General features: G+C 70.4%; 19 protein-coding genes. 9 read left to right on the plus strand and 10 right to left on the minus strand.

Annotated features, from left to right (window positions below):
* Positions 1–31 precede the first annotated feature (31 nt).
* Together basT and basB are read right to left on the minus strand one after the other, a co-directional pair.
* The gene (gene basT, locus JRZ79_RS20470; protein ID WP_205252097.1) at positions 32–2,449 is read right to left on the minus strand and encodes a chemotaxis signal transducer protein BasT; all 2,418 of its coding nucleotides are present in this window, start codon (positions 2,447–2,449) and stop codon (positions 32–34) included.
* Positions 2,446–3,687 (minus strand): chemotactic signal transduction system substrate-binding protein BasB, encoded by a 1,242-nt coding sequence (gene basB, locus JRZ79_RS20475; RefSeq protein ID WP_205252098.1) that lies wholly within the window; start codon positions 3,685–3,687, stop codon positions 2,446–2,448. Before basB ends, basT begins: the two co-directional genes overlap by 4 nt.
* A gap of 97 nt (positions 3,688–3,784) precedes the next feature.
* On the opposite strand from basB, the gene deoC reads away from it, so the two are divergent.
* Both deoC and JRZ79_RS20485 read left to right on the plus strand, forming a co-directional pair.
* Positions 3,785–4,423, plus strand: a complete 639-nt coding sequence (gene deoC / locus JRZ79_RS20480) for a deoxyribose-phosphate aldolase (RefSeq protein ID WP_205252099.1) — start codon at positions 3,785–3,787, stop codon at positions 4,421–4,423.
* A 58-nt stretch (positions 4,424–4,481) separates the two neighbouring features.
* Positions 4,482–5,780: a tRNA (N(6)-L-threonylcarbamoyladenosine(37)-C(2))-methylthiotransferase gene (locus tag JRZ79_RS20485; RefSeq protein ID WP_205252100.1), complete on the plus strand. Its 1,299-nt coding sequence runs from the start codon at positions 4,482–4,484 to the stop codon at positions 5,778–5,780.
* Positions 5,781–5,798: 18 nt separating this feature from the next.
* On the opposite strand, the gene JRZ79_RS20490 is transcribed toward JRZ79_RS20485, so the two are convergent.
* Positions 5,799–6,698: a cation diffusion facilitator family transporter gene (locus JRZ79_RS20490; RefSeq protein WP_010903363.1), complete on the minus strand. Its 900-nt coding sequence runs from the start codon at positions 6,696–6,698 to the stop codon at positions 5,799–5,801.
* A gap of 40 nt (positions 6,699–6,738) precedes the next feature.
* Positions 6,739–7,284 (minus strand): HIT domain-containing protein, encoded by a 546-nt coding sequence (locus tag JRZ79_RS20495; protein WP_205250993.1) that lies wholly within the window; start codon positions 7,282–7,284, stop codon positions 6,739–6,741.
* A 120-nt stretch (positions 7,285–7,404) separates the two neighbouring features.
* Between JRZ79_RS20495 and JRZ79_RS20500 the strand changes: the two genes are divergently transcribed.
* Positions 7,405–7,605 (plus strand): hypothetical protein, encoded by a 201-nt coding sequence (locus JRZ79_RS20500; protein ID WP_010903365.1) that lies wholly within the window; start codon positions 7,405–7,407, stop codon positions 7,603–7,605.
* Between the two features lie 37 nt (positions 7,606–7,642).
* Here the strand turns inward: JRZ79_RS20500 and map are convergent, their stop codons facing one another.
* The 4 genes from map to JRZ79_RS20520 are packed head-to-tail and all read right to left on the minus strand — an operon-like array spanning position 7,643 to position 11,470.
* Positions 7,643–8,533, minus strand: coding sequence for a type II methionyl aminopeptidase (map, locus tag JRZ79_RS20505; protein ID WP_010903366.1), 891 nt, complete (start codon positions 8,531–8,533; stop codon positions 7,643–7,645).
* Between the two features lie 48 nt (positions 8,534–8,581).
* Positions 8,582–9,397, minus strand: a complete 816-nt coding sequence (locus JRZ79_RS20510) for an ABC transporter permease (RefSeq protein ID WP_205252101.1) — start codon at positions 9,395–9,397, stop codon at positions 8,582–8,584.
* Entirely contained in the window at positions 9,397–10,290 is an 894-nt protein-coding gene (locus JRZ79_RS20515) for an ABC transporter permease (protein ID WP_010903368.1), read from the minus strand. Before JRZ79_RS20515 ends, JRZ79_RS20510 begins: the two co-directional genes overlap by 1 nt.
* A 1-nt stretch (position 10,291) precedes the next feature.
* Positions 10,292–11,470 (minus strand): PotD/PotF family extracellular solute-binding protein, encoded by a 1,179-nt coding sequence (locus JRZ79_RS20520; protein WP_205252102.1) that lies wholly within the window; start codon positions 11,468–11,470, stop codon positions 10,292–10,294.
* Between the two features lie 142 nt (positions 11,471–11,612).
* On the opposite strand from JRZ79_RS20520, the gene JRZ79_RS20525 reads away from it, so the two are divergent.
* On the plus strand, positions 11,613–12,737 hold the full coding sequence (locus JRZ79_RS20525; RefSeq protein WP_205252103.1) for an ABC transporter ATP-binding protein: 1,125 nt from the start codon (positions 11,613–11,615) through the stop codon (positions 12,735–12,737).
* A gap of 6 nt (positions 12,738–12,743) precedes the next feature.
* On the opposite strand, the gene JRZ79_RS20530 is transcribed toward JRZ79_RS20525, so the two are convergent.
* The gene (locus JRZ79_RS20530) at positions 12,744–13,628 is read right to left on the minus strand and encodes an isoaspartyl peptidase/L-asparaginase (RefSeq protein WP_010903371.1); all 885 of its coding nucleotides are present in this window, start codon (positions 13,626–13,628) and stop codon (positions 12,744–12,746) included.
* Positions 13,629–13,726: 98 nt separating this feature from the next.
* On the opposite strand from JRZ79_RS20530, the gene icd reads away from it, so the two are divergent.
* Together icd and JRZ79_RS20540 are read left to right on the plus strand one after the other, a co-directional pair.
* Positions 13,727–14,995, plus strand: a complete 1,269-nt coding sequence (icd, locus tag JRZ79_RS20535; protein ID WP_010903372.1) for an NADP-dependent isocitrate dehydrogenase — start codon at positions 13,727–13,729, stop codon at positions 14,993–14,995.
* Between the two features lie 84 nt (positions 14,996–15,079).
* Positions 15,080–15,604: a DUF5817 domain-containing protein gene (locus JRZ79_RS20540; RefSeq protein ID WP_205252104.1), complete on the plus strand. Its 525-nt coding sequence runs from the start codon at positions 15,080–15,082 to the stop codon at positions 15,602–15,604.
* Positions 15,605–15,610: 6 nt separating this feature from the next.
* Here the strand turns inward: JRZ79_RS20540 and hmgA are convergent, their stop codons facing one another.
* Positions 15,611–16,828 (minus strand): hydroxymethylglutaryl-CoA reductase (NADPH), encoded by a 1,218-nt coding sequence (gene hmgA / locus JRZ79_RS20545; protein ID WP_010903374.1) that lies wholly within the window; start codon positions 16,826–16,828, stop codon positions 15,611–15,613.
* A gap of 95 nt (positions 16,829–16,923) precedes the next feature.
* On the opposite strand from hmgA, the gene JRZ79_RS20550 reads away from it, so the two are divergent.
* Genes JRZ79_RS20550 through JRZ79_RS20560 form a run of 3 tightly spaced genes read left to right on the plus strand, consistent with a single transcriptional unit; the run spans position 16,924 to position 19,936 of the window.
* Positions 16,924–17,241 (plus strand): MTH1187 family thiamine-binding protein, encoded by a 318-nt coding sequence (locus JRZ79_RS20550; protein ID WP_010903375.1) that lies wholly within the window; start codon positions 16,924–16,926, stop codon positions 17,239–17,241.
* On the plus strand, positions 17,238–18,365 hold the full coding sequence (locus JRZ79_RS20555) for a thiamine ABC transporter substrate binding subunit (protein WP_205252105.1): 1,128 nt from the start codon (positions 17,238–17,240) through the stop codon (positions 18,363–18,365). The genes JRZ79_RS20550 and JRZ79_RS20555 overlap by 4 nt, the downstream gene beginning before the upstream one ends.
* Positions 18,366–18,415: 50 nt before the next feature.
* Positions 18,416–19,936 (plus strand): amidohydrolase, encoded by a 1,521-nt coding sequence (locus JRZ79_RS20560; protein WP_205252106.1) that lies wholly within the window; start codon positions 18,416–18,418, stop codon positions 19,934–19,936.
* Positions 19,937–19,964 lie beyond the last annotated feature (28 nt).

The raw sequence follows: 19,964 nt of genomic DNA on the forward strand, positions 1-19,964 counted from the left end.
GCGCCCACGAAGAAAAGGGTTCGGCGACGCGTCAGTTCTCGTCGGTGTCGGCCGACGCCGCGCGCGCGTCGAACTGGTCGAGTAGGTCGTTGAGCGTTGACACCTGGTCGTCGAGGTCGTCGGCGCGCCCGGCGACCTCCGAGACCGACGCCGCCTGTTCCTCGGCGGCCGCCGACACCTGCTGGGACTCGGTGGCGGTGCGGTCGCTGAGGTCCGTGACCTCGTCGATCATCGTGACGACCTCCTCGGTGGAGGCCGCCTGCTCGTCGGTGGCGTCGCTGATCGACTGCACGCTGCCGTTTGCGGCCTCGACCTGGTCGCCGATGTCGTCGAGCGCCGCCAGCGCCGCCTCGATGGTCTCGCTGCCGGCGTCGACGCGGTCGCCGAGTTCGGACATGTCCGCGACCGTATCCGCGACGTCGGCCTGCACGTCGTCGACCAGCGTCTCGATCTCCGTGGCCGATTCTTTGACCTCATCGGCGAGGTCCTTGACCTCGTCGGCGACCACCGCGAAGCCGTCGCCGCTCTTGTCGGCGCGGGCGGCCTCGATGTTGGCGTTCAACGCCAGCATGTTCGTCTGCTCGGCGATGTCCGTGATGACGCCGGTCACGTCGCCGATGGCGTCGACGGCCTCCTCCAGGGCGGTCACGCGCTCGACGGCGCTGTCGGCGGTCGCCTCGATGCGTTCGAGTTCGGCGACGGCGTCCTCGCCGAGCTCCTGGCCGCGCTCGCTCTCGGTGGCGGCCTGGTTGACCGTCTCGGCGACGTCGTCGGCGCTGGCCGCGATCTCCTCGACGGTCGCGGACAGCGACGTGACCTCGTCGCCGACCGTGCCGAGGCGGTCTCGTTGCTGGTCGGCGTCCGCGGAGATGTCCTGGACGGATTCGCTGACCTGGTCGCTGGCGCTGCGGATCTCCGCGGCGCTCGTGGACACGTCGGTGCTGGCGGCGTCGACCGCGTCGGCGATCGACCGCACCTGTGCCAGCGTGGCTTCCACGTCGCCCATCATGTCGTTGAACGCCTCGGCGATGTCCTGCATCGGCTCGCTGTCGACGTCCTCGTCGAGGCGTCTGGTCAGATCACCGGCCGCCGCGGCCGCCATCTCGTCGCTGTACTCGGCGGCGCGACGCTCCAGGCGCTCGTTCAACCGCTCCGAGGCTGCACGCGCCTCTTCGGCGTCTTTGCGCGTCTGCTCGGCGTCCTCGCGGGCCTCATCGAGGTCCGTGATGAGCGCCTCCAGGCGCGTGTGCATCTGTGAGAGTGACGCGCCGAACGCCCCGGGGAGATCTTCGTCGAGCACGTCCGCGTCGAAGTTCTGGTCGGCGAGCGCGTCGGCCTGGCTGGCGGCCGTGGTGAGATACGTCTGCATCTCCCCGAACGCCCCGACGAGCTGTCCGAGTTCGTCGGTGCGGTCGGTGTCGGGGATCGTGGTATCGAGGTCGCCGTCGGCGATGGCGGCCGCGACGCCCGCCAGCTCGTCGAGGGCGCTGGACGTGCGCCGCCCGACAGTCAGCCCGACCAGCAGCAGGCCCACGAGTGCCACCACGACGAGGCCGGCGAGGTTCTGCGTGACCTCCGACTGGAGCGCGTACGCCTGCCCGCGGGGGACGTGGTAGGTCAACACCCAGTCGGTGCCGGCGACCGGCGTGTACGCGGTGGCGTACCGGCCGTCGTCCATGCCGGTGCGTTCGGGTTCGGTGTTGTAGACGGTCTGGCCGCTGCGCGCGGTCGCAACCGCAGCCGGAACGTTGCCCGCGGTGTCAGTGTACTGTTCCAGCAGCGCGCGGTTCCGGTTGTCGAGCGTGATGACGCCGTCGCCGTTGACGACTTTCACGTCACCGGTGGCGATCGGGGAGTTGAACGACTGGGAGTGTTGGGCCAGCGACACGGTCATCACGAGCACCCAGCCGGGTTTGTCCGTGGGCGCAGTCATGGCGACCACGGGGGAGTCGTCGACCTCGTAGGGGTCGGAGACGGACACGTCGGTGATGCCGTCCTCGATGGTGGACAGCCACGGCGCGTCGCCGGCCTGGAGTGTCGTCCCGGAGCGCGCGTCGTCGGTGCTCGCGACCACGGTGTCCTGGCTCGTGGACACCACGTGGATGGCGCGCACGTCCTGTTGGAGGGTTGCGAGCTGGCGTTCGAGCTGTGGTTTGACGTCGCTCGTCCGGACCGCATCACCCCCGATGTCCGAGGCCAGGAACGTCGTGGTTGATTCTTTCTGTGTGAGCCAGTCGTGCAGCGTTGCGGCCTGTTGTTCGGCGATACCCGACACGCGGCGCTCGGTGTTCTCGCCGACTGTCGACTGGGTTTGGAGGTGGATGTAGCCGCCGGCGGCCGCCACGATGATCACCACCACGAGCAACAACACGTTGAACTTCGCCGCGTAGCTGCCCCGGATGCGCGCGGGGAGCACGCGCTCGAAGAGTCCGCGGTCGATGTCGCTCACGCGTCACCACCGTCCGTGAAGTATCCGGATTTCAGCAGCTCGCGGGTCTCGATACCGGCGTCAGTGAGCTGTTGGATGAGGTAGCCGGTGACCGGTTCGAGGGCGGCGGTGAGGTCGACGTTTCCGGTGGCCCCGTTGTAGTTGAGTTCGCGGCCGGCGTCGATGAGGGCGGTCGCGCGCCCGAAGTCGCCGACGGTGATCGAGTGACCGACGCCGCCGGAGACGGACTGGAGCGCGCCGGCGACGGCGCGCGGAGTCGGGTCGCCGCTGTAGGACGCCGCGAGCAACGCGAGCGCGGCCGCGTCGTAGGCGTTCTCGGTGTACGGCTGCAGCGGGGTGGCGTCGCTGAGGGCGCGCCGGAGGCGCTTGGTACCGACGGTGTTGACGCTGTTGACGGTCGCGATGTAGGCGCCGTTCCAGCTGGGCGGCGAGGACGCCGACGCGAGCGCGGAGCTGAGCGCGATTTCGCCGCCGTATTCGCGGCCGACCAGCTCGTCGATGACGCCGCTCGAGGAGCCGGGCGAGCCGATGAACGCGACGGCGTCCGGGCCGGGCGCGAGCGCGTCGTCGACCGGCCCGCCCGGGGTGTCGGTCCCGCCCTGATAGGGGACCGACGCCAGCAGGTCGGCCCCGAGGCGGTCGGCGAGCACGTCGGCCAACGCGGCCCCGAACGCGTTGTCGACGTAGAGGATGGTGGCCGTGTCGGCGGCGGCGTACATGTCGTCGTCGACGATCTTCGCCATGACGGCGGCCTGCTGGCTGTCGTTGGGGCAGGTGCGGGCGACGAACTTCTGGCCGTCGCTGCGGCCCGCGGTGGCGATCGCGGGCGCGGTTGTGGAGGGGCTGACGAGGAGCTGTGCGTCCGCGGCGGCCTGCTCGGTGAGCGCCGTCGTCACGCCGCTGAGCACGGGGCCGACGATCGCCAGGGGGGACTCGTCGGCGGCGAGCGTGGCGTACCGGTCGGCCGCCACCGACGGGTCAGCTTCGGTGTCTTTCGAGACGTGGACGACATCGCGGCCGTTGATCCCGCCGCCGCGGTTGGCGTGCTCGACGGCGGTGTCGATGGCGCGCTGGTGGTCGGCGGCGAGGGCACCGAGTGAGCCGGGGCCGGACAACGGGAGCAGCGAGCCGACGGTGACGGGCTGGCCTGCCCCCCCGACGCCGGCACAGCCAGCGAGCCCGGTGGCTGCGGTGGCTCCGATCGCGCCCAACCACTCTCGTCTGGTCGTGCTATGCATACTCAATCACTGCTAACTGTCGCATTTCAACCTTCGGGTGGCGTTATCAGCGAAGAGAGCCACGGAATATTTCCACGCGCCGGGCTGTTGTCCGGGTATGGACCGCGAGACACTCGCCGCCCGCATCGACCACACCGTGCTGGGACCGACCACGACACGCGCGGACGTGTTGAGCGTGGTCGACGACGCCGAAGCCCACGGGATGAACGTCTGTATCCCGCCGTGTTACGTCGCCGACGCCCGCGACCACGCGTCCGCCGACCGCACCATCGCCACCGTGATCGGGTTCCCACACGGCACACAGGCAACCAGCGTAAAGGTCGCGGCCGCGGAGCGCGCGCACGCCGACGGCGCGGACGAACTCGACCTCGTGATCCCCATCGGCCGACTGAAAGGCGGCGACCACGAGGCGGTGACCGCGGAGATCGCGGCCGTGAACGACGCCACGCCGCTGCCGGTGAAAGTCATCATCGAAACGCCGGTGTTGACCGACGCCGAGAAACACGCCGCCTGCGAGGCGGCGGCCGACGCCGACGCGGCGATGGTGAAGACGGCGACCGGCTTCACCGACGGCGGGGCGACAGTGCCCGACGTGTCGCTGATGAGCGAGTACCTCCCGGTGAAAGCCAGCGGCGGCGTCGGGACGTACGCCGACGCCGCGGCGATGTTCGACGCCGGCGCGGTGCGCATCGGCGCGTCCTCGGGGGTCGACATCGTGGCGTCGTTCGCGGAGTAGGCGCTATCACTGGCGACCGCATGCCTTTTTGCTGCGCGCGGGCAACACATGTACAGCGATGGCCCGCTACCACATCGAAACATACGGGTGCACCTCGAACCGCGGCGAGAGCCGCGACATCGAGCGACGCCTCCGCGACGCCGGCCACCACAAGGTGGAGACGGCGGCTGACGCGGACGTCGCGATCCTCAACACCTGTACGGTCGTCGAGAAAACGGAGCGAAACATGCTCCGGCGGGCCAAAGAACTCGCCGACGAGACCGCCGACCTCATCGTCACGGGCTGCATGGCGCTGGCCCAGGGCGAGGCGTTCGCCGACGCCGACGTGGACGCACAGGTCCTCCACTGGGACGACGTGCCCGAGGCGGTGACGAACGGCGAGTGTCCGACGACGACGCCGGACGCCGAGCCGATCCTGGACGGCGTGGTGGGCATCCTGCCCATCGCGCGCGGCTGCATGAGCAACTGCTCGTACTGCATCACCAAGCAGGCCACCGGCCGCGTGGACTCCCCGCCGGTCGAGGAGAACGTCGAGAAGGCGCGCGCGCTGGTGCACGCCGGCGCGAAGGAGATCCGGATCACCGGCCAGGACACGGGCGTCTACGGCTGGGACACCGGCGAGCGGAAACTCCCCGAGTTGCTGGAGCGCATCGCCACCGAGATCGAGGGCGAGTTCCGGGTGCGCGTGGGGATGGCCAACCCGGGCGGCGTCCACGGCATCCGCGAGGAGCTGGCGGCGGTGTTCGCCGAGCACGACGAGATCTATAATTTCCTGCACGCGCCCGTCCAGTCCGGCAGCGACGACGTGCTCGCGGACATGCGCCGCCAACACGAGGTCAGCCAGTACCGCGACATCGTGGAGACGTTCAACGACACCCTCGGCGAGTGGACGCTGTCGACGGACTTCATCGTCGGCTTCCCGACCGAGGACGACGACGACCACGAGGCGTCGATGGACCTCCTGCGGGAGACCCGCCCGGAGAAGATCAACGTCACGCGGTTCTCGAAGCGCCCGGGCACCGACGCCGCCGAGCTGAAGGGGCTGGGCGGGCAGACGAAAAAGGACCGCTCGAAGGCGATGACGGAGCTGAAAATGGACGTGGTTGGGGAAGCCCACGAGTCGATGGTTGGCACCCGGCGTGACGTGCTCGTCGTCGATGAGGGGACCGGCGACTCGGTGAAATGCTACGACGGCGCGTACCGCCAGGTGATCGTGCAGAACGCCACCGACCACGGACTGGAGCCCGGCGACTTCGCTACCGTGGAGGTCACCAGCCACCAGACCGTCTACGCGTTCGCGGAGCCCGTGGATGCCGCCGCGGTCGACGACGGCCCCGCCGAAACGACCGCGGACTGACCGTTCGCAGGCGGCGCGCTATTCGGGCGCGGTGTCCGCGTCCTTCCATTCGCCGAGTTCCTTCGGGTCGACGTGGACGAACACGTCGTCGACCTCCGGGATGGATTCGAGGTCGAGGATGAGGTCGGTCTCGATGTCGTGGGCCTCGTGCAGCGTCATCTCGCCCTCCACCTCGACGTGAAGGCTGACGTCGATCTCGGGGCCGACGTAGTGGGCAACCACGTCGTGTGCGCCTTCGACGTCCGGATTGTCGAGGGCGCGCCCGAGGATCTGCTCGCGGAGGTCGGCGGGCGGCGCAGCGCCGACCAGGTAGTTGACGTTGTCCCGGACGATCTCGTAGCCGGTGTGGAGGATGCCGGCGGCGACGACGAACGCCGCAAGCGGGTCCAAGACGGGGTAGCCGGTGGCGGAGCCGAGGACGCCGACCAGCGCCGCGCTGGCGGTGAGGATGTCGTTGCGGTTGTCGAGGGCGGTGGCGCGCAGCGCCGGGGAGCGATGGTCGGCAGCGACGCCGAGGACGTACCGGTAGAGGGCGTATTTTGCGACTGCGGTGCCGACGAGCACGCCGACCGCGGGGAGGCCGGGAGTGGGGCCGTAGTCGCCCGCGGCCACGGTGGTGGTGGCCTGCCAGAGCACGGCACCGCCGGCGGCGAGCACGCCCAATGCGACCACCAGGGAGACGAACGGTTCGATGCGTTCGTGGCCGTGTGGGTGTTTGAAATCCGGGGGTTGCGTGGTGAGATAGAGGCCGCCGAGAACCACCAGCGAGTACGCCACGTCGGCGAGGCTGTTGATCGCCTCGGAGCCGACCGCGAGGCTGCCGGTCGCCCACCAGGCAGCGCCCTTGGCCGCGACGAGCGCGAGGTTCGCCGCGAGCACGAGCGCACCGACGCGCCGCACTGCGCGCTTGCGCTCCATTGGTCACGCGTAGTGTGGCGGGCAGTATCGAGGTTTCGATTCAGTCGAAATCAACGAACACAGCCCCGGTTGGGGCTTCGGTGGCGTCCGGGCGGGCGAGAAACGCGTCGTGGAGCCGGTCGTAGGTGTCGTCGAGCGCTTCGACGATGACTTTCGTGTCGCTGATGACGGGCATGAAGTTCGTGTCGCCGTTCCAGCGGGGCACGACGTGGGTGTGGAGGTGGTCGCCGATGCTGCCGCCGGCCGCGCCGCCGCCGAGATTCAGCCCGGTGTTGAACGCGTCGGGGCCGAGCGCGGCGTCCAGGGCGTCGAGGGTTGCCTGCTTGAGGCGGGCGTGGTCGAGCAGCGTGTCGGCGTCGAGGTCGCCGTAGTCGCCCGTGTGGACGTCCGGGATGACCATGCAGTGGCCGGGGTTGTACGGGTAGTTGTTCAGCATCACGGCGGCGTGGTCGGTGCGCGCGACGACGAGGTGCTGGCGGGCGTGCTCGCGGCCGGGGAACGCACAGAACACACAGTCAACGTCGTCGTCGGTCGTGTCGTCGCGTTCGACCCACTCGATGCGCCACGGCGCGAACACCTGTTCCATACGCGGCCCTGTGCGTGGCTGGGCAAGGAGTGTTTCGGTGCCGGTATCAACTATCTATCATGCTAACGATCCACACACATATACGTTCGGGAGGTGTAAGTACTCACACGGGACTCACCGATGGCGAGCAAAACACCGGGCTTCGAAGGGGTGACGGAGTACTGCGAGCGCTGCGGTCAGACCACGACCCACCAGGTTGCGGTTGAGCTCCGAACGGAGAACACGAACACCGAGAACGCCGCGTTCTCCCGGGAGCCGTACCGGGTCGCGACGTGCTGTGAGTGCGACGCCGAACACGCACAACGAATGAACAACGCCTGACGGCCCCGCCCGTCGCACGGCCCGGCTCCAGTGGCGGCTACGCAGTCACGACCTCGCAGCCGTCCTCCGTGACGATGAGCGTGTGCTCGTCCTGCCCGACGAGTTCCCCATCTGCCTCCTTCAGCACGGGGTACGACCGCACGATGTCCGCGCGTTCGAGGCGCGTCAGACTCATCTCCGCGCGCGCGCCGTCGAGCCAGCGGGCCGCGAACGGCAGCCCGTCGAACTGTTCGAGGTCGTCGAGCAACTGGCGCGCGCGCCGGTCCCGGACGGTCCCCGAGGACACCACCTCGTAGATCTCCGTCGCCGCACCCTCGGTGACCTTCCCCGTGCCGGTGGTGACGAACGGCTCGATGGCGACCACGTCGCCGACCGCGAGCTCGGCCCCGGAGTCGACCCCGCGGTTGGGGACCGTCGGCCCCGTGTGGGCGTCGAAGACGTCCATCCCGTGGCCCGTGAGGTTGACCACCGGGTTGTAGCCGTAGGCCTCGACGACGTCCTGGATCTCCGCGCCCAGCGCGCCCGTCTGGACGCCCGGCTCCACCATGTCGATGGCGGCCGCCAGCGACTCCTCGGCGGCCTCCACGAGCTCGGGAGTGCCCGAGAGGTCGACCGTGGTGGCGGCGTCCGCGATGTGCCCGTCGACGTGCACGCCGACGTCGAGGCACACCATGTCCTCGCCGAACTCGGTGTCGTCGTCCGCCCCCGGCGCGGCGTGGCTCGCCTCCTCGTTGACGCTGATGTTCACCGGGAACGCCGGCTCGCCGCCGAGCTCGCGGATGCGCTCCTCGGCGAACGACGCGACCTCCAGGTGGGTCGCCCCGACCGTAACGCGGTCGGCGGCCTCGGACAGCACCGTCGTGAGGATGTCGCCGGCCTCCACGTACTGCTCGTAGGCGTCCGAACCAACCGTCACGCTGTCTGTCATACCAGGAGGTTACCCCGAACGCGGCAAAGAGGTTGCGGGTTGGGCGTGTTACTCGCCGGCGGTGACCGCCGACACCACGTCGCCGGCGGTCATCGCCACGGCAAGCACCACCGCGAGCACGAACAGAACCAGGGTTGCGATCACGTTCAGCTTGGGCGCGGTGCCGTACGCCAACAGCGCGTACATCTCCGTGGTGAGCACGTCCGTAGTCCCGGACACGAAGTACGCGCGCACGAACTCCTCGAACGACCGCACCCACGCGAACAGGAACCCGGACGCGACCGCGGGCGCGATCGCCGGCAGCGTCACGTCCCGGAACGCCACGAGCGGCGAAGCACCCAGGTCGCGGGCGGCGTCCGCGAGCGTGTCGTCGACGGCCGCCAGCCGGGCGGACACCAACAGCACCACGAACGGCAGCCCGTAGACGGCGTGGGTCAGCACCGTCGGCACGAACCCGGGCGTGATCCCCGGCAGCGTGCGGATGGAGATGAGGACGCCGATGCCAAGCACCACGCCCGGCACCACCATCGGGAGCACGACCGCGACCCGGAACGCGTTCGAGAGTGGCACGTCGTACCGAACGAGCGCGACGCTTGCGGGCACGCCGACGGCCGTCGCCAGCACCGACGCCAGGGTTGCGATGGTGGCGCTGTTGGCGACGCTGCCCAACAGCGCGCCGTCCTGAAGCGTGGCCTGGTAGTGCGCGAGCGTGACGCCGGTGAACGGCAGGATCGTGGCGGCGTTCTCCGCGACGGACAGCGCGATGATGACGACCAGTGGCAGCCACAGCACCGCGAGCACGGCGACAGTCCACGCCGACAGCGCGTGCCCCAGGAGCCGACTGCGGGTCGACGGCGACGCCATCAGTGGTCACCTCCGGCCGACGCGTCGGTGTAGCGCGCGGCGACGCCGAACGCGGCGGCGATCAGCACGACCACCACCGTCGCGGCGGCGCTCGCGCTGGCGATGTTGAACGAGTCGATGCGCCCCGCGATGAGCTGCCCCACCAACAACACGGTGGAGCCGCTGAGGAACCGTGGCGCGACGAACGACCCGAACGCCGGCACGAACACGAACAGCGACCCGGCGACGACGTTGGGCAGCGTCAACGGCAAGAGCACGTCGCGGAACACCGCCCGCCGGGACGCCCCGAGGTCGCGGGCGGCCTCCAGCACGTCGAAGTCGACGGCCTCGATGCCCGCGTACAGCGTCAACAGCATGTACGGGAACTGGGCGTGGGCAAGCCCCACGACGATGGCCGGCACCCCGAACCCGAAGGCGTCGACGGGACCGACCCCCAGGACGGTGGCGATGTCGTTGAGGACGCCGCCGTCGCCGAACAGGAGATACCACGAGTAGACGCGGACCAGGTACATGGTGAAAAACGGCAACAGGACCAGGAAGAACACCACCCGCCGGCCGCGGTCGCGGCGCGCGAGCGCGTACGCCACCGGGTAGGCGGCCACCAGACAGACCACCGTGGTGGCGGCCGCGATGCCAACCGACAACAGCAGCGATGTGACGAACGGCGTCGACCAGAACGGCGTGGCGTCGACGAGCGCGGTGTAGTTGGCCGCGGTGGGGTGCCAGATGATCCGGGAGGCGTCGCTGACCCGCGCGAACGACACCGCGACCATGAACGACAGCGGCGCGAACAGGAGCGCGACCAGGAGGCCGCCGCTGGGTGCCAGCAGCGCCGCCAGGCGGGCACGGGGCGACCCGACGAGACGGCCGAGCACGGAGTCTGTGTCGCCCATCTCAGGCGGTCTTGACGCGCTCCCAGGCGGCCCGCCACGCGTCCTCGTTGGCGACGGCCTTCGACGGGATCATGTCCGCCAGGCGGGCCGGGTCGATCGCCCCGTAGAGCTCGGTGCGGCGCTCGGAGAGGTGGGCTGTGGTCTCCGGGTTGACGCTCGGCGCGTGCCCCTCACGGGCGAGCGTGGCCCCGGTCTCGGGGGCGATGTACTCGTTGACGACCTCCCACGCGAGGTCCGGGTGGTCGGTCTGCGTGGAGACCACGGCGGCCTCGAACCAGGAGAGCGCGCCCTCCGTGGGGGTCGCCATCTCGATCCAGTCGGTGCCGTCGGCGCGCATGTTCGTGACGTTCATGCGGCCGGTGTGGCCGACGTGGAAGTCGCCTTTCGTGATGCCTTTGACGAACGACGCGTCGCCCGCGATGTATCCCGAAAGCAGGGACTGCTTCTGGTCGATGAGGGCGTCCGTGACCGCGCCCAGCTGGGACTCGGAGAGGGTGATGCGGTCGCCGTCGAAGGCGTCCCGGAATCCGAGGTGGAGCGCCGCCGCGGACATGGCCTTGAAGTGGTTGTCGTAGAGCGCGACCGCGCTGCTGAGATCGACGCCGTCGATGCCGTCGAACAGCACGCTCCAGGAGGGGTCGTGGTCGGGGACGGCCCGCGAGTCGTAGCCGTAGCCGTAATACCCGAACCGGATCGGCACGCCGTACGGCGTGCCGTCGACGGCGAGTTGGGTGTCCATCGCGTTCTTGAAGAAGTCGTAGATCGCGGGGTAGCTGTCGAGGTCCGAAACCGGAACCGGGGCCGCGAGCCCGGCCGCCGCGAACTTCGGGACGTAGTTGTTGTTGGGGATGGCGATGTCGAACTGCTGGTCTTTCCCGGCCTGCCAGCCGGCGAACATCTTCTCCGAGGAGATCGACTTCGTGACGTTCACCGTGGCGTCAACGGCGTCCTCGACGGCGGCGGCCACGTCGTCGCGGGCGTAATGTTCCCAGGTGAGGACGTTGATCGTTGGGGTGCCCGTGGTGCCGCCGAGACAGCCGGCAAGTGCGGTGGCGCTGGCCGCAGCGCCGGTGGCGGCGAGAAACGACCGCCGGCCCACGGTCGAGTGGGGGTGGCCGGCGTCGCTGGTGGTGTCCGCAGGAGCGTCCGCGTCAGAAGCGTCAGGCTGGCGTGGAGACATGCGACTGTTCGACGGAAGTCGTGGTCGACTGAAAAACCGCGCGATACCCGCAGGTACCGCGGGAAGGCGGGGCCGCGAGTGGAACCGGCAATATCGACGGGATGCGTCGGCCCGATACCCCGGCCTGAGCTATGCCGGAGTAATGACTGCACGAGCGGGGGCCGAGACACCCCCATCTGGGGGCGGGCACGACGACGGGGAGGCGGCCGCGCTGGTGCGGCTGGACGGCGTCCGAAAGACGTACCGTGACACCACGGCGGTCGCGGATCTGACGCTGACGCTGCGCCGGAACGAGCTGTTCACGCTGGTGGGGCCGTCGGGCTGTGGGAAGACCACCACGCTCCGGCTGATCAGCGGCTTCGAGTCGCCGACCGAGGGCACCATCCGGATCAACGGCGAGCCCGCGACCGGCGTGCCCCCGGAGCGGCGCGACACCAACCTCGTGTTCCAACAGCACGCCCTGTTCCCGCACATGAGCGTCGCCGAGAACGTGGGGTACGGCCTGGAGAAAGACCCCGACGTGGAGGCCGACGAGGTGGCGCGCCGCGTCGAGTCGGCGCTGGACCTGGTGAACCTCACGGAGTCCGGGGAGCGATCGCCGGGCGCGCTGTCCGGTGGCCAACAGCAGCGCGTGGCGCTGGCGCGCGCGCTCGTCAACGAGCCGGCGGTGTTGCTGCTGGACGAGCCGCTGTCGAGTCTCGACCGCACGCTCCGCAAGCAGATGCAGGCGGAGCTTCGGCGGCTGAGCGACGCCGTCGAGGGGTCGTTCTGTTACGTGACACACGACCAGGAGCTCGCGATGGCGGTCTCCGACCGCATCGGCGTGATGCGGGACGGCGAACTCGTGCAGGTCGGCACCCCGGCAGCCGTCTACCGGAACCCGGCGTCCCCGTTCGTCGCGTCGTTCATCGGTGACACGACGCTCGTCGACGGCACCGTCGAGCCAGCGGCCGGGGGCGCGCCGGCGCTCACGGTCGGCGACTGGGTGACCGTTCCCGTGGCGACGGACGCGACGGGCGCGGTCACCGCCTCGATCCGCCCGGAGATGGTCGCCCGCACCGACGACGCTGCCGCCGACCACGCCTTCGAGGCCGTCGTCCGCGAACGAACCTTCCAGGGGGAGGCGGTCCGGTACCGGCTCGCACCCGTCGGTGCCGCCGAGGGCGTGACGCTGGCGGCGTCGATCCGCGACACGGACGCTCCGCTGTCGGCGGGCGAACGCGTCACCGCCGCGATCACCGGCGATCCCGTGGTGTTCGACGCCTGACGCGAGTCAGTGCCGTGCGGTCTGCATCGCGGCGGCGTTGTGTGCTGTGCCGCACCCGCCGTCGCGGTCCACGACAATGACGCCGGCTGACGCCCCCGTGAGTTCGCTGAACTCCTCGATGGCGCGGTCGGCGGCCGCCTGCGCCCCCAGCCCGGCTTCGAGGTGCCGGACCGCGCGCCGCGAGAGCGTGGTTTTCGCGATGGCCTCGCCAGCGCCGGTGGCCGACGCCGCGCCCGCCGGGGCGGCGTAGAACCCGGCCCCGATCTGGGGCACGTCGCCGACGCGCCCGGCGAGCGCGAGCCACCGGCCGCCCGTCGAGGTCGCGGTTGCGAACCGGTCGCCGTCGGACGCCACCGCGCCCACGGTGTCGTGGTCGCCGGGCGGCGACTCGCGGCCGCCGGGGTCAGTGCGTCCGAACCGCTCCCGCACCCAGTCGCGGTGGTCGGTGGGTGACCCGTCGGGATGGGAGTCGAGGTCGTCCCAGCGGGCACGGGTGTCGGCGGTCCAGAGATCCGACTCGACAGGGATGCCGGTGTCGGCGGCGAAGTCGACGGCGTGCACGCCGCTCAACAGCACGTGAGGGGTGTCCGCCATGACCGCGCGGGCGACGGCGACCGCGGCCTCGACGCCGGGCATCGAGGCGGCTGCGCCGGCCGCGCGGTCGCTGGTCATCATGCCCGCGTCGGTGCGGATCACGCCATCCGATTGGGGTGTCGCCCCGGTGCCCGCGTTGAACGCGGGGTCGCGCTCCAGGACGCGAACGGCCGCCGTGACTGCGTCGACGGGCGTTGCGTGCGATGCGCCGGTGTCGGCTGCCGTCTCCAGGGTGTCTTGGCGGGGTGCGGGCGCGTCGGGGGGAGCCCCGGCACCGCCGTGAACGAGCACGCGCATGCGCTCCCGTACCGCCGCCAGCGGGGAGTGCGTTGGGGGTGGCGGCGACGGCGCAAACAGTAGTCCTTTTAGGCGTCTCGCGTGAGGTGTAAACGACAATGAGCTACGACAAGATCGAAGTCCCCGAGGGCGGGGCGAAAGTCAGCTACGACGAGGCCGCCGACGAACTCGACGTCCCCGACACCCCGATCATCCCCATCATTCACGGGGACGGCATCGGCAAGGACGTCGGTCCCATCGCCCAGGACGTGCTGAGCGCGGCCGCCGAGGCCACCGGCCACGACATCGAGTGGATGGAAGTGTACGCCGGCGAGTCCGCCCGAGAGATGTACGACGAGAACCTCCCCGAGGAGACCGTCGAGGCCATCCGCGAGCACCGCGTCGCGATCAAGGGCCCGCTCACGACGCCGGTCGGTGCCGGTTTCCGAAGCCTCAACGTGGCGCTGCGCCAGACGCTTGACCTCTACGCGAACGTGCGGCCGACCTACTACCTGGACGGCGTCCCGTCACCCATGAAGGCCCCCGAGGAGATGGACATGGTGACCTTCCGGGAGAACACCGAGGACGTCTACGCGGGCATCGAGTGGGAGGCCGGCACCGACGAGGCGGAGCAGGTGCGTTCGTTCGTCGAGGACGAGATGGACTTCGACGACGTGATGCACGACGGCGACATCGGGATCGGCCTCAAGCCCATCTCCGAGAAGGGCTCCAAGCGCCTGGTACGGGAGGCAATCGACTACGCCATCGAGAACGACCGTGACACGGTCACGCTCGTTCACAAGGGCAACATCATGAAGTTCACCGAGGGGCAGTTCGGTGACTGGGGGATGGAGGTCGCCGAGGAGGAGTACCCCGACGACGAGGTGTTCGCCGCGCCCGATTCGCTGTGGGAGGAACAGGACGAGGTCGACATCCCGGAGGACGCCGTCATGGTCGAGGAGCGCCTCGCGGACGCCATGCTGCAGTGGATGCAGCTGCGCACCGACGAGTTCGACGTGCTCGCGATGCCGAACCTCAACGGCGACTACCTCAGCGACGCCGCGGGCGCGCAGATCGGCGGCCTCGGCATCGCGCCGGGCGCGAACTTCGGGGCGGGGCGGTGTCTCGCGGAGCCGGTCCACGGGTCCGCGCCGAAGCGCGCCGGCCAGGACAAGGCGAACCCGACCGCGCTCATCCTCTCGGGCCGCCTGCTGTTCGAGTACATCGGCTGGGACGACGCCAGCACGCTCGTGCGCGACGCCGTCGAGGACACCATCGAGTCGGGCACGGTCACCTACGACCTCGCGCGCCAGCGCGACGACGCCGAGGAAGTGTCCAGCACGACGTACGCCGAGGCCGTCATCGACCGCATCGAGGACCTCGCGTAACGCCGCCAGCGCCGAGCACCGACCACCGCGGGCCGGTTTTTTGAGCCGTCGTGTTTATCCTGGCCGACGCCCCATGATCGGGTGATGTCGTACGCTGTCGTCGGGTGTTCGGACTGCAACGCGCTGTGGGTGGTCGCGGGCCGCCCGGAGACCACCAGCTGTCCGCGCTGCGAGACGCGCCACCAGTTCGGGACGCTCAAACAGTTCGTCACCACCGACGACGAGGACCACGCCCGTGAGGTGCGGGCGTCGATCCTCGCGAACAAGGCGGGCTACGGGGAGGCGTTCGCTGACATGGACGGGTTCACGGCGCTCGGCGCGGACGCCATGGCGGCGGGCATCGACGACGACGACTACCTCGACGCGGCCGGCGTCGACGCGGCCGAGGCGGCGGCCGCCGGGGAGCGCGCCGAGGGCACCCGGCGCAGCCGCTCGCGACAGGACACCGTCAGGGCGGCGCTGCGGGAGTTGGACGAGCCGACGGAGCGCGAGGTGGCGGCGTTCGCCGCCGAGCACGGCGTCGGCAGCGAGTACGTCGCGGACGCGCTGGCGAAGTTGACGCGGGCGGGCGAGGTCGTCGACGCCGGGGACGGCTACCGGCTGCTGTGAGCGCGCCTAGCGCCCCAGGTCGGCGTGGGCCGCCGAGAGGCGGCGAGAGGCCAGCGCCGCCAGGAGGTTGATCTCGCCGGCGAGCGCGCCCACTGCGATGATCTCCGCGAGCGCGTCGGCGTTCGCGCCCGCGGGGTCGCCGCCGCCGCGGACGCCGAGCACGTCCAGTGCCTCGCGTTGGGTCGGGAGTGTGGTGCCGCCGCCGACGGTGCCGACTTCGAGGCTCGCCAGGTTCACCGACGCGTAGAGGGCGTCGTCGCGGGCTTCGACGGTCGTGATGGCGTTTGCGCCCTCGACGACCTGGGCGGCGTCCTGGCCGGTCGCGAGGAAGACGGCGGCGACGACGTTCGCGGCGTGGGCGTTGAACCCGAGGCTGCCGGCTTTCGCGGAGCCGATGAGGTTCTTGCGCGTGTTGGCCTCCTCGATGGCGGCCGGCGTCGTGTCGAAGCGCTCCTCGACCACGTCCTGGGGGATGGTCACGTCGGCCGTGACCGTGCGGCCCCGGCCCTCGACGGCGTTGATGGCGGCCGGTTTCTTGTCCGTGCAGAGGTTGCCCGACACCGCGACGAGCTCCGCGGGGGTTTCGTCCTCCACGAGCTCGCTTGCGGCCTCGGTGGCGATGGTGGCCATGTTCATCCCCATGGCGTCTTTGGTGTCGTACCGGAACCGGAGGTAGACGTTGTCCCCGACGACGTACGGCGTCACGTCGGTGAGTTCGCCGTGGCTGGTCGTCGATTCGGCGGCCGCCGCCAGGGCGTCGGTGTTGTCGTCGGCCCACTGGGCGACCTCCGCGCCCTCGGTCACGTCCGCGACGCGGAACACCGGGGCGCGCGTCATCCCGGTTTTGGTGACGCGGGCGTTCGCGCCGCCGGCCGCGGTGATCGCCGAGCAGCCGCGGTTCACGGACGCGACCAGCGCGCCCTCTGTGGTGGCCATCGGGAGGTAGTACTCGCCGTCGGCGGCGCCGCCGCTGAGGGCGACCGGGCCGGCGACGCCGAGCGGGAGTTGCGCGCCGCCGGTGAGGTTCTCGACGGCGGTGTCGGCCGCCTGATCGGCGTCGAAGGCGAACGCGCCGAGCGCGTCGGTGTCGGCGTCGGTTTCGCGTTCGAGGACCGCGCGGCGTGCCGCCGCGGCGGTGTCGGCGTCGGTCTCGTCGTCGAGTTCGTACAGCCGGAGGTCCCCGGCCTGTACGCGGTCGGCGAGGTCGCTGGCATCGTCGGGCATGCCCGGGAGTCGGCGGCCCGCCGCCCTGAAGGTTGTCCTTCGACACCGGGCACCGAACAGTGGGTTATATGAGTTGGTGATCGGCTAGCCCGGGTATGACAGTGACGGCGATGCTTTCGGTCGCCCCGGTGGACAGCCCCGGCGTCGATTTCGACGCGCAGATCGCCAGCGCGGTCGACGCGCTGGAGGAGTTCGACGTGCGGTACCGAACACACCCGATGGAGACGACCATCGAGGCCGACGACATGGCGGAGTTGATGGCGGCCGTGACCGCCGCCCACCAGGCGGTCGACGCGCCCCGCGTGGGCACCACGCTGAAGATCGATCACTACCGCGAGGAGGACCTCGCCGTCGAGGAGAAAGTCGACCGCGTCGAGGATCGTCTCGGACGGACGGCCGCGAGCGACCGATGACCTCCCGGCGACGGTTCGTGGCGGCGGTCGGCAGCGCGACGGCCGCCAGCCTGGGGCTCGCCGGATGCGTGGGCGACCGGGAGACGACAACCGCGACAGAAGGGACGACAACCACGACAGGCGGAACGACCGCGACCCAGCAGGGGACGCCCCCACGGCTCAGAATGGGCGCGAGCGAGACGTACGTCAACGCCGTGTCGACGAGCGCCGGCAACTGGGTGAAAGACGCCGTGCAGTCGGAGTACACCGTCGATTTCGACTGGGTGGTGGCCGAGAACGGCGTCACGGAGTTCATGCGCCGCGCGCAGCAGGGCGTGGACCTGGGGGCTGACGGCTACGTGGGCGTGACGGCGGCGGATCTGGCGCGCGCCGACCGCGAGCTCTCGGCGCCGCTGTTCGCGGCCTTCGACACCGACGCCGTCGACAACACCGACAACGTCCACGACCGGTTCTGGATCGACGGGACGGACCGCATGCTCCCCACGGGGGCGTCGTACGTCACGATCATCTACGACGAGACCGTGGTGGACGCCCCGGAGACGCTGGCGGCGCTCACCACCGACGAATACAGCGACGGCATCCTGGTTCCGAACCCCCAGAACACCGCGACAGGGCTGGCGTTCGTGCTGTGGACCGTGGACGCGTTCGGCGAAGACGGGTTCCTGGAGTACTGGCGGCGACTCGCCGACAACGGCCTCCAGACGGCGGGGTCGTGGAACGCCACGTACAGTGCGTACTCGGGCGGGGAAGCGCCGATGGTGATGTCGTACAGCACCGATCAGGTGTACGCCAGCCAGGATCCGGACGTGGACATGGCGCGCCACCAGGTGGCGTTCCCGGGCGACAGCGCCTACACGTACGTCTCGGGCACGACGAAGTTCGAGAGTGCAACGAACCCGGCGCTCGTGGACACGTTCGCGTCGTTCATGCTGTCGGGGGACACCCAGCGCACCGTCGCCGAGAAGAACGTCGGCGTTCCAACCGTGACGAACGCCAGCCTCCCCGCGGAGCTCCGGGAGTACGTCCACGTTCCGGAGACGCCGATCAGCCACTCCGCCGAGACGCTGCGTCAGCACGCCGACGAGTGGCGGGCGGCGGTCACCCGCCAGATCGCCAGCCAGTAGGCGCAGCCGGTTCCCGAACGCCTAAGCCGGCTGCGGTGTGGCGTACACGTATGACAGCGGCCGCAGACCTGGTTCTCTACAACGGCGACGTGCACGTGCTCACCGACACCGCGACGCCCGCGGACCCGGCGCATTCGGCGGTCGCCATCCGGGACGGCCGCATCGTGGGGCTGTCCAACGATTACGACGCGGCGTTCCGTGCGGACACGGGCACCCGAGAGGTGGATCTCGGCGGCCGGGTGGTTGTGCCGGGGTTCGTGGACGCACACACGCATCTGGCGGTGCTCGGGAAGCACGGCGTCCACGCGGACCTCCGGGGGGCCGACAGCCCGGCGGCGGCGACAGCACGGCTGGCCGAGCGCGCCCGCGAGACCGACGCCGGCTGGGTGCTCGGGTTCGGGTACGACGACAGCCAGTGGAGCGCGGCGCTCTCGACGGCGGATCTGGACGCCGTCAGCGAGGCGCGGCCGGTGGCGGCGATCCGGGAGGACATGCACACCGCGACCGTGAACGGCGTCGCGCTGGCCGAGCACGGCGACGAGATGCCGGCCGCGGACGTGGGCGAGGACGGCCGCATCGTCGAGGACGCCGTGGAGGCCGTCTACGACGCCACCGATCCGGATCTGGCGGGGACGAGACCGCTGATCGAGGCCGCACAGCGGGAGGCCAACGAGAGGGGGGTGACCGCTGTCCACGAGATGGTGCGGGACTCGCATGCGCCCCGGGTGTACCGCGAGCTGGACGCGGCTGGCGAGCTCTCCGTGCGGGTGCGGCTGAACTACTGGGCGGACCACCTCGACGCCGTCCTGGAGACGGGGCTGGTGACGAACCACGGCGGGGGGATGGTCACCGTCGGCGGCATCAAGACGTACACGGACGGCAGCCTCGGCGGGCGGACGGCGAAGCTGTCCGAGCCGTACGCCGACGCGCCCGGCGAGACCGGACAGTGGGTCGTCGATCCGTCGGCGCTGGCGGCCCTCGTCGAGCGCGCCGACGACGCGGGGTTGCAGGTGATCGCGCACGCCATCGGTGACGCCGCGGTCGACGCGGTGCTCGACGCCTACGAGGACGCGGGCGAGCGCCGCCACCGCATCGAGCACGCCGAGCTCGCGTCCGACGACGCCATCGAGCGGATGGCCGACCTCGGCGTGGTGGCGTCGGTGCAGCCGAACTTCCTGAAGTGGGCGGGCAGCGACGGGCTCTACGCGGACCGCCTGGGCACCGCGCGCCGGGAAGCCAGCAACCGATTCGCCGACATGCTCGACGCGGGCGTGGACGTGGCGTTCGGCAGCGACTGTATGCCGCTGGCCCCGCTCGTGGGCGTTCATCACGCGGTGACCGCGCCCGCCGACGCCCAGCGGCTGTCGGTCACGGCGGCGCTGCGGGCGTACACCAGCGGTGGCGCGCGCGCCGGCTGCCGGGAGGACGAGCAGGGCGTGATTCGGGAGGGCGCGCTCGCCGACCTCACGGTGCTTGACGCGTCGCCGTGGGAGCACGCCGACGCGATCGCCGACGAGGTCGGCGTGTCGATGACCGTCGTGGACGGAGCGGTGGTGTACGACGGTCGGTGAGGCGGGTGTCGGGCCGGCGTGTTGACTA

Source organism: Halobacterium sp. BOL4-2, from assembly GCF_016917835.2.
In the GTDB taxonomy this organism is placed as follows: Archaea; Halobacteriota; Halobacteria; order Halobacteriales; family Halobacteriaceae; genus Halobacterium; species Halobacterium salinarum.

Coding starts and splice junctions, on each gene's coding strand:
- JRZ79_RS20540 (WP_205252104.1), top strand. CDS start 15,080: ATGTCGTACGCTGTCGTCGGGTGTTCGGACTGCAACGCGCTGTGGGTG.
- JRZ79_RS20555 (WP_205252105.1), top strand. CDS start 17,238: ATGACCTCCCGGCGACGGTTCGTGGCGGCGGTCGGCAGCGCGACGGCC.
- JRZ79_RS20510 (WP_205252101.1), bottom strand. CDS start 9,397: ATGGCGTCGCCGTCGACCCGCAGTCGGCTCCTGGGGCACGCGCTGTCG.
- map (WP_010903366.1), bottom strand. CDS start 8,533: ATGACAGACAGCGTGACGGTTGGTTCGGACGCCTACGAGCAGTACGTG.
- JRZ79_RS20560 (WP_205252106.1), top strand. CDS start 18,416: ATGACAGCGGCCGCAGACCTGGTTCTCTACAACGGCGACGTGCACGTG.
- deoC (WP_205252099.1), top strand. CDS start 3,785: ATGGACCGCGAGACACTCGCCGCCCGCATCGACCACACCGTGCTGGGA.
- JRZ79_RS20515 (WP_010903368.1), bottom strand. CDS start 10,290: ATGGGCGACACAGACTCCGTGCTCGGCCGTCTCGTCGGGTCGCCCCGT.
- hmgA (WP_010903374.1), bottom strand. CDS start 16,828: ATGCCCGACGATGCCAGCGACCTCGCCGACCGCGTACAGGCCGGGGAC.
- basB (WP_205252098.1), bottom strand. CDS start 3,687: ATGCATAGCACGACCAGACGAGAGTGGTTGGGCGCGATCGGAGCCACC.
- JRZ79_RS20490 (WP_010903363.1), bottom strand. CDS start 6,698: ATGGAGCGCAAGCGCGCAGTGCGGCGCGTCGGTGCGCTCGTGCTCGCG.
- JRZ79_RS20485 (WP_205252100.1), top strand. CDS start 4,482: ATGGCCCGCTACCACATCGAAACATACGGGTGCACCTCGAACCGCGGC.
- icd (WP_010903372.1), top strand. CDS start 13,727: ATGAGCTACGACAAGATCGAAGTCCCCGAGGGCGGGGCGAAAGTCAGC.
- JRZ79_RS20495 (WP_205250993.1), bottom strand. CDS start 7,284: ATGGAACAGGTGTTCGCGCCGTGGCGCATCGAGTGGGTCGAACGCGAC.
- JRZ79_RS20520 (WP_205252102.1), bottom strand. CDS start 11,470: ATGTCTCCACGCCAGCCTGACGCTTCTGACGCGGACGCTCCTGCGGAC.
- JRZ79_RS20500 (WP_010903365.1), top strand. CDS start 7,405: ATGGCGAGCAAAACACCGGGCTTCGAAGGGGTGACGGAGTACTGCGAG.
- JRZ79_RS20525 (WP_205252103.1), top strand. CDS start 11,613: ATGACTGCACGAGCGGGGGCCGAGACACCCCCATCTGGGGGCGGGCAC.
- JRZ79_RS20530 (WP_010903371.1), bottom strand. CDS start 13,628: ATGCGCGTGCTCGTTCACGGCGGTGCCGGGGCTCCCCCCGACGCGCCC.
- JRZ79_RS20550 (WP_010903375.1), top strand. CDS start 16,924: ATGACAGTGACGGCGATGCTTTCGGTCGCCCCGGTGGACAGCCCCGGC.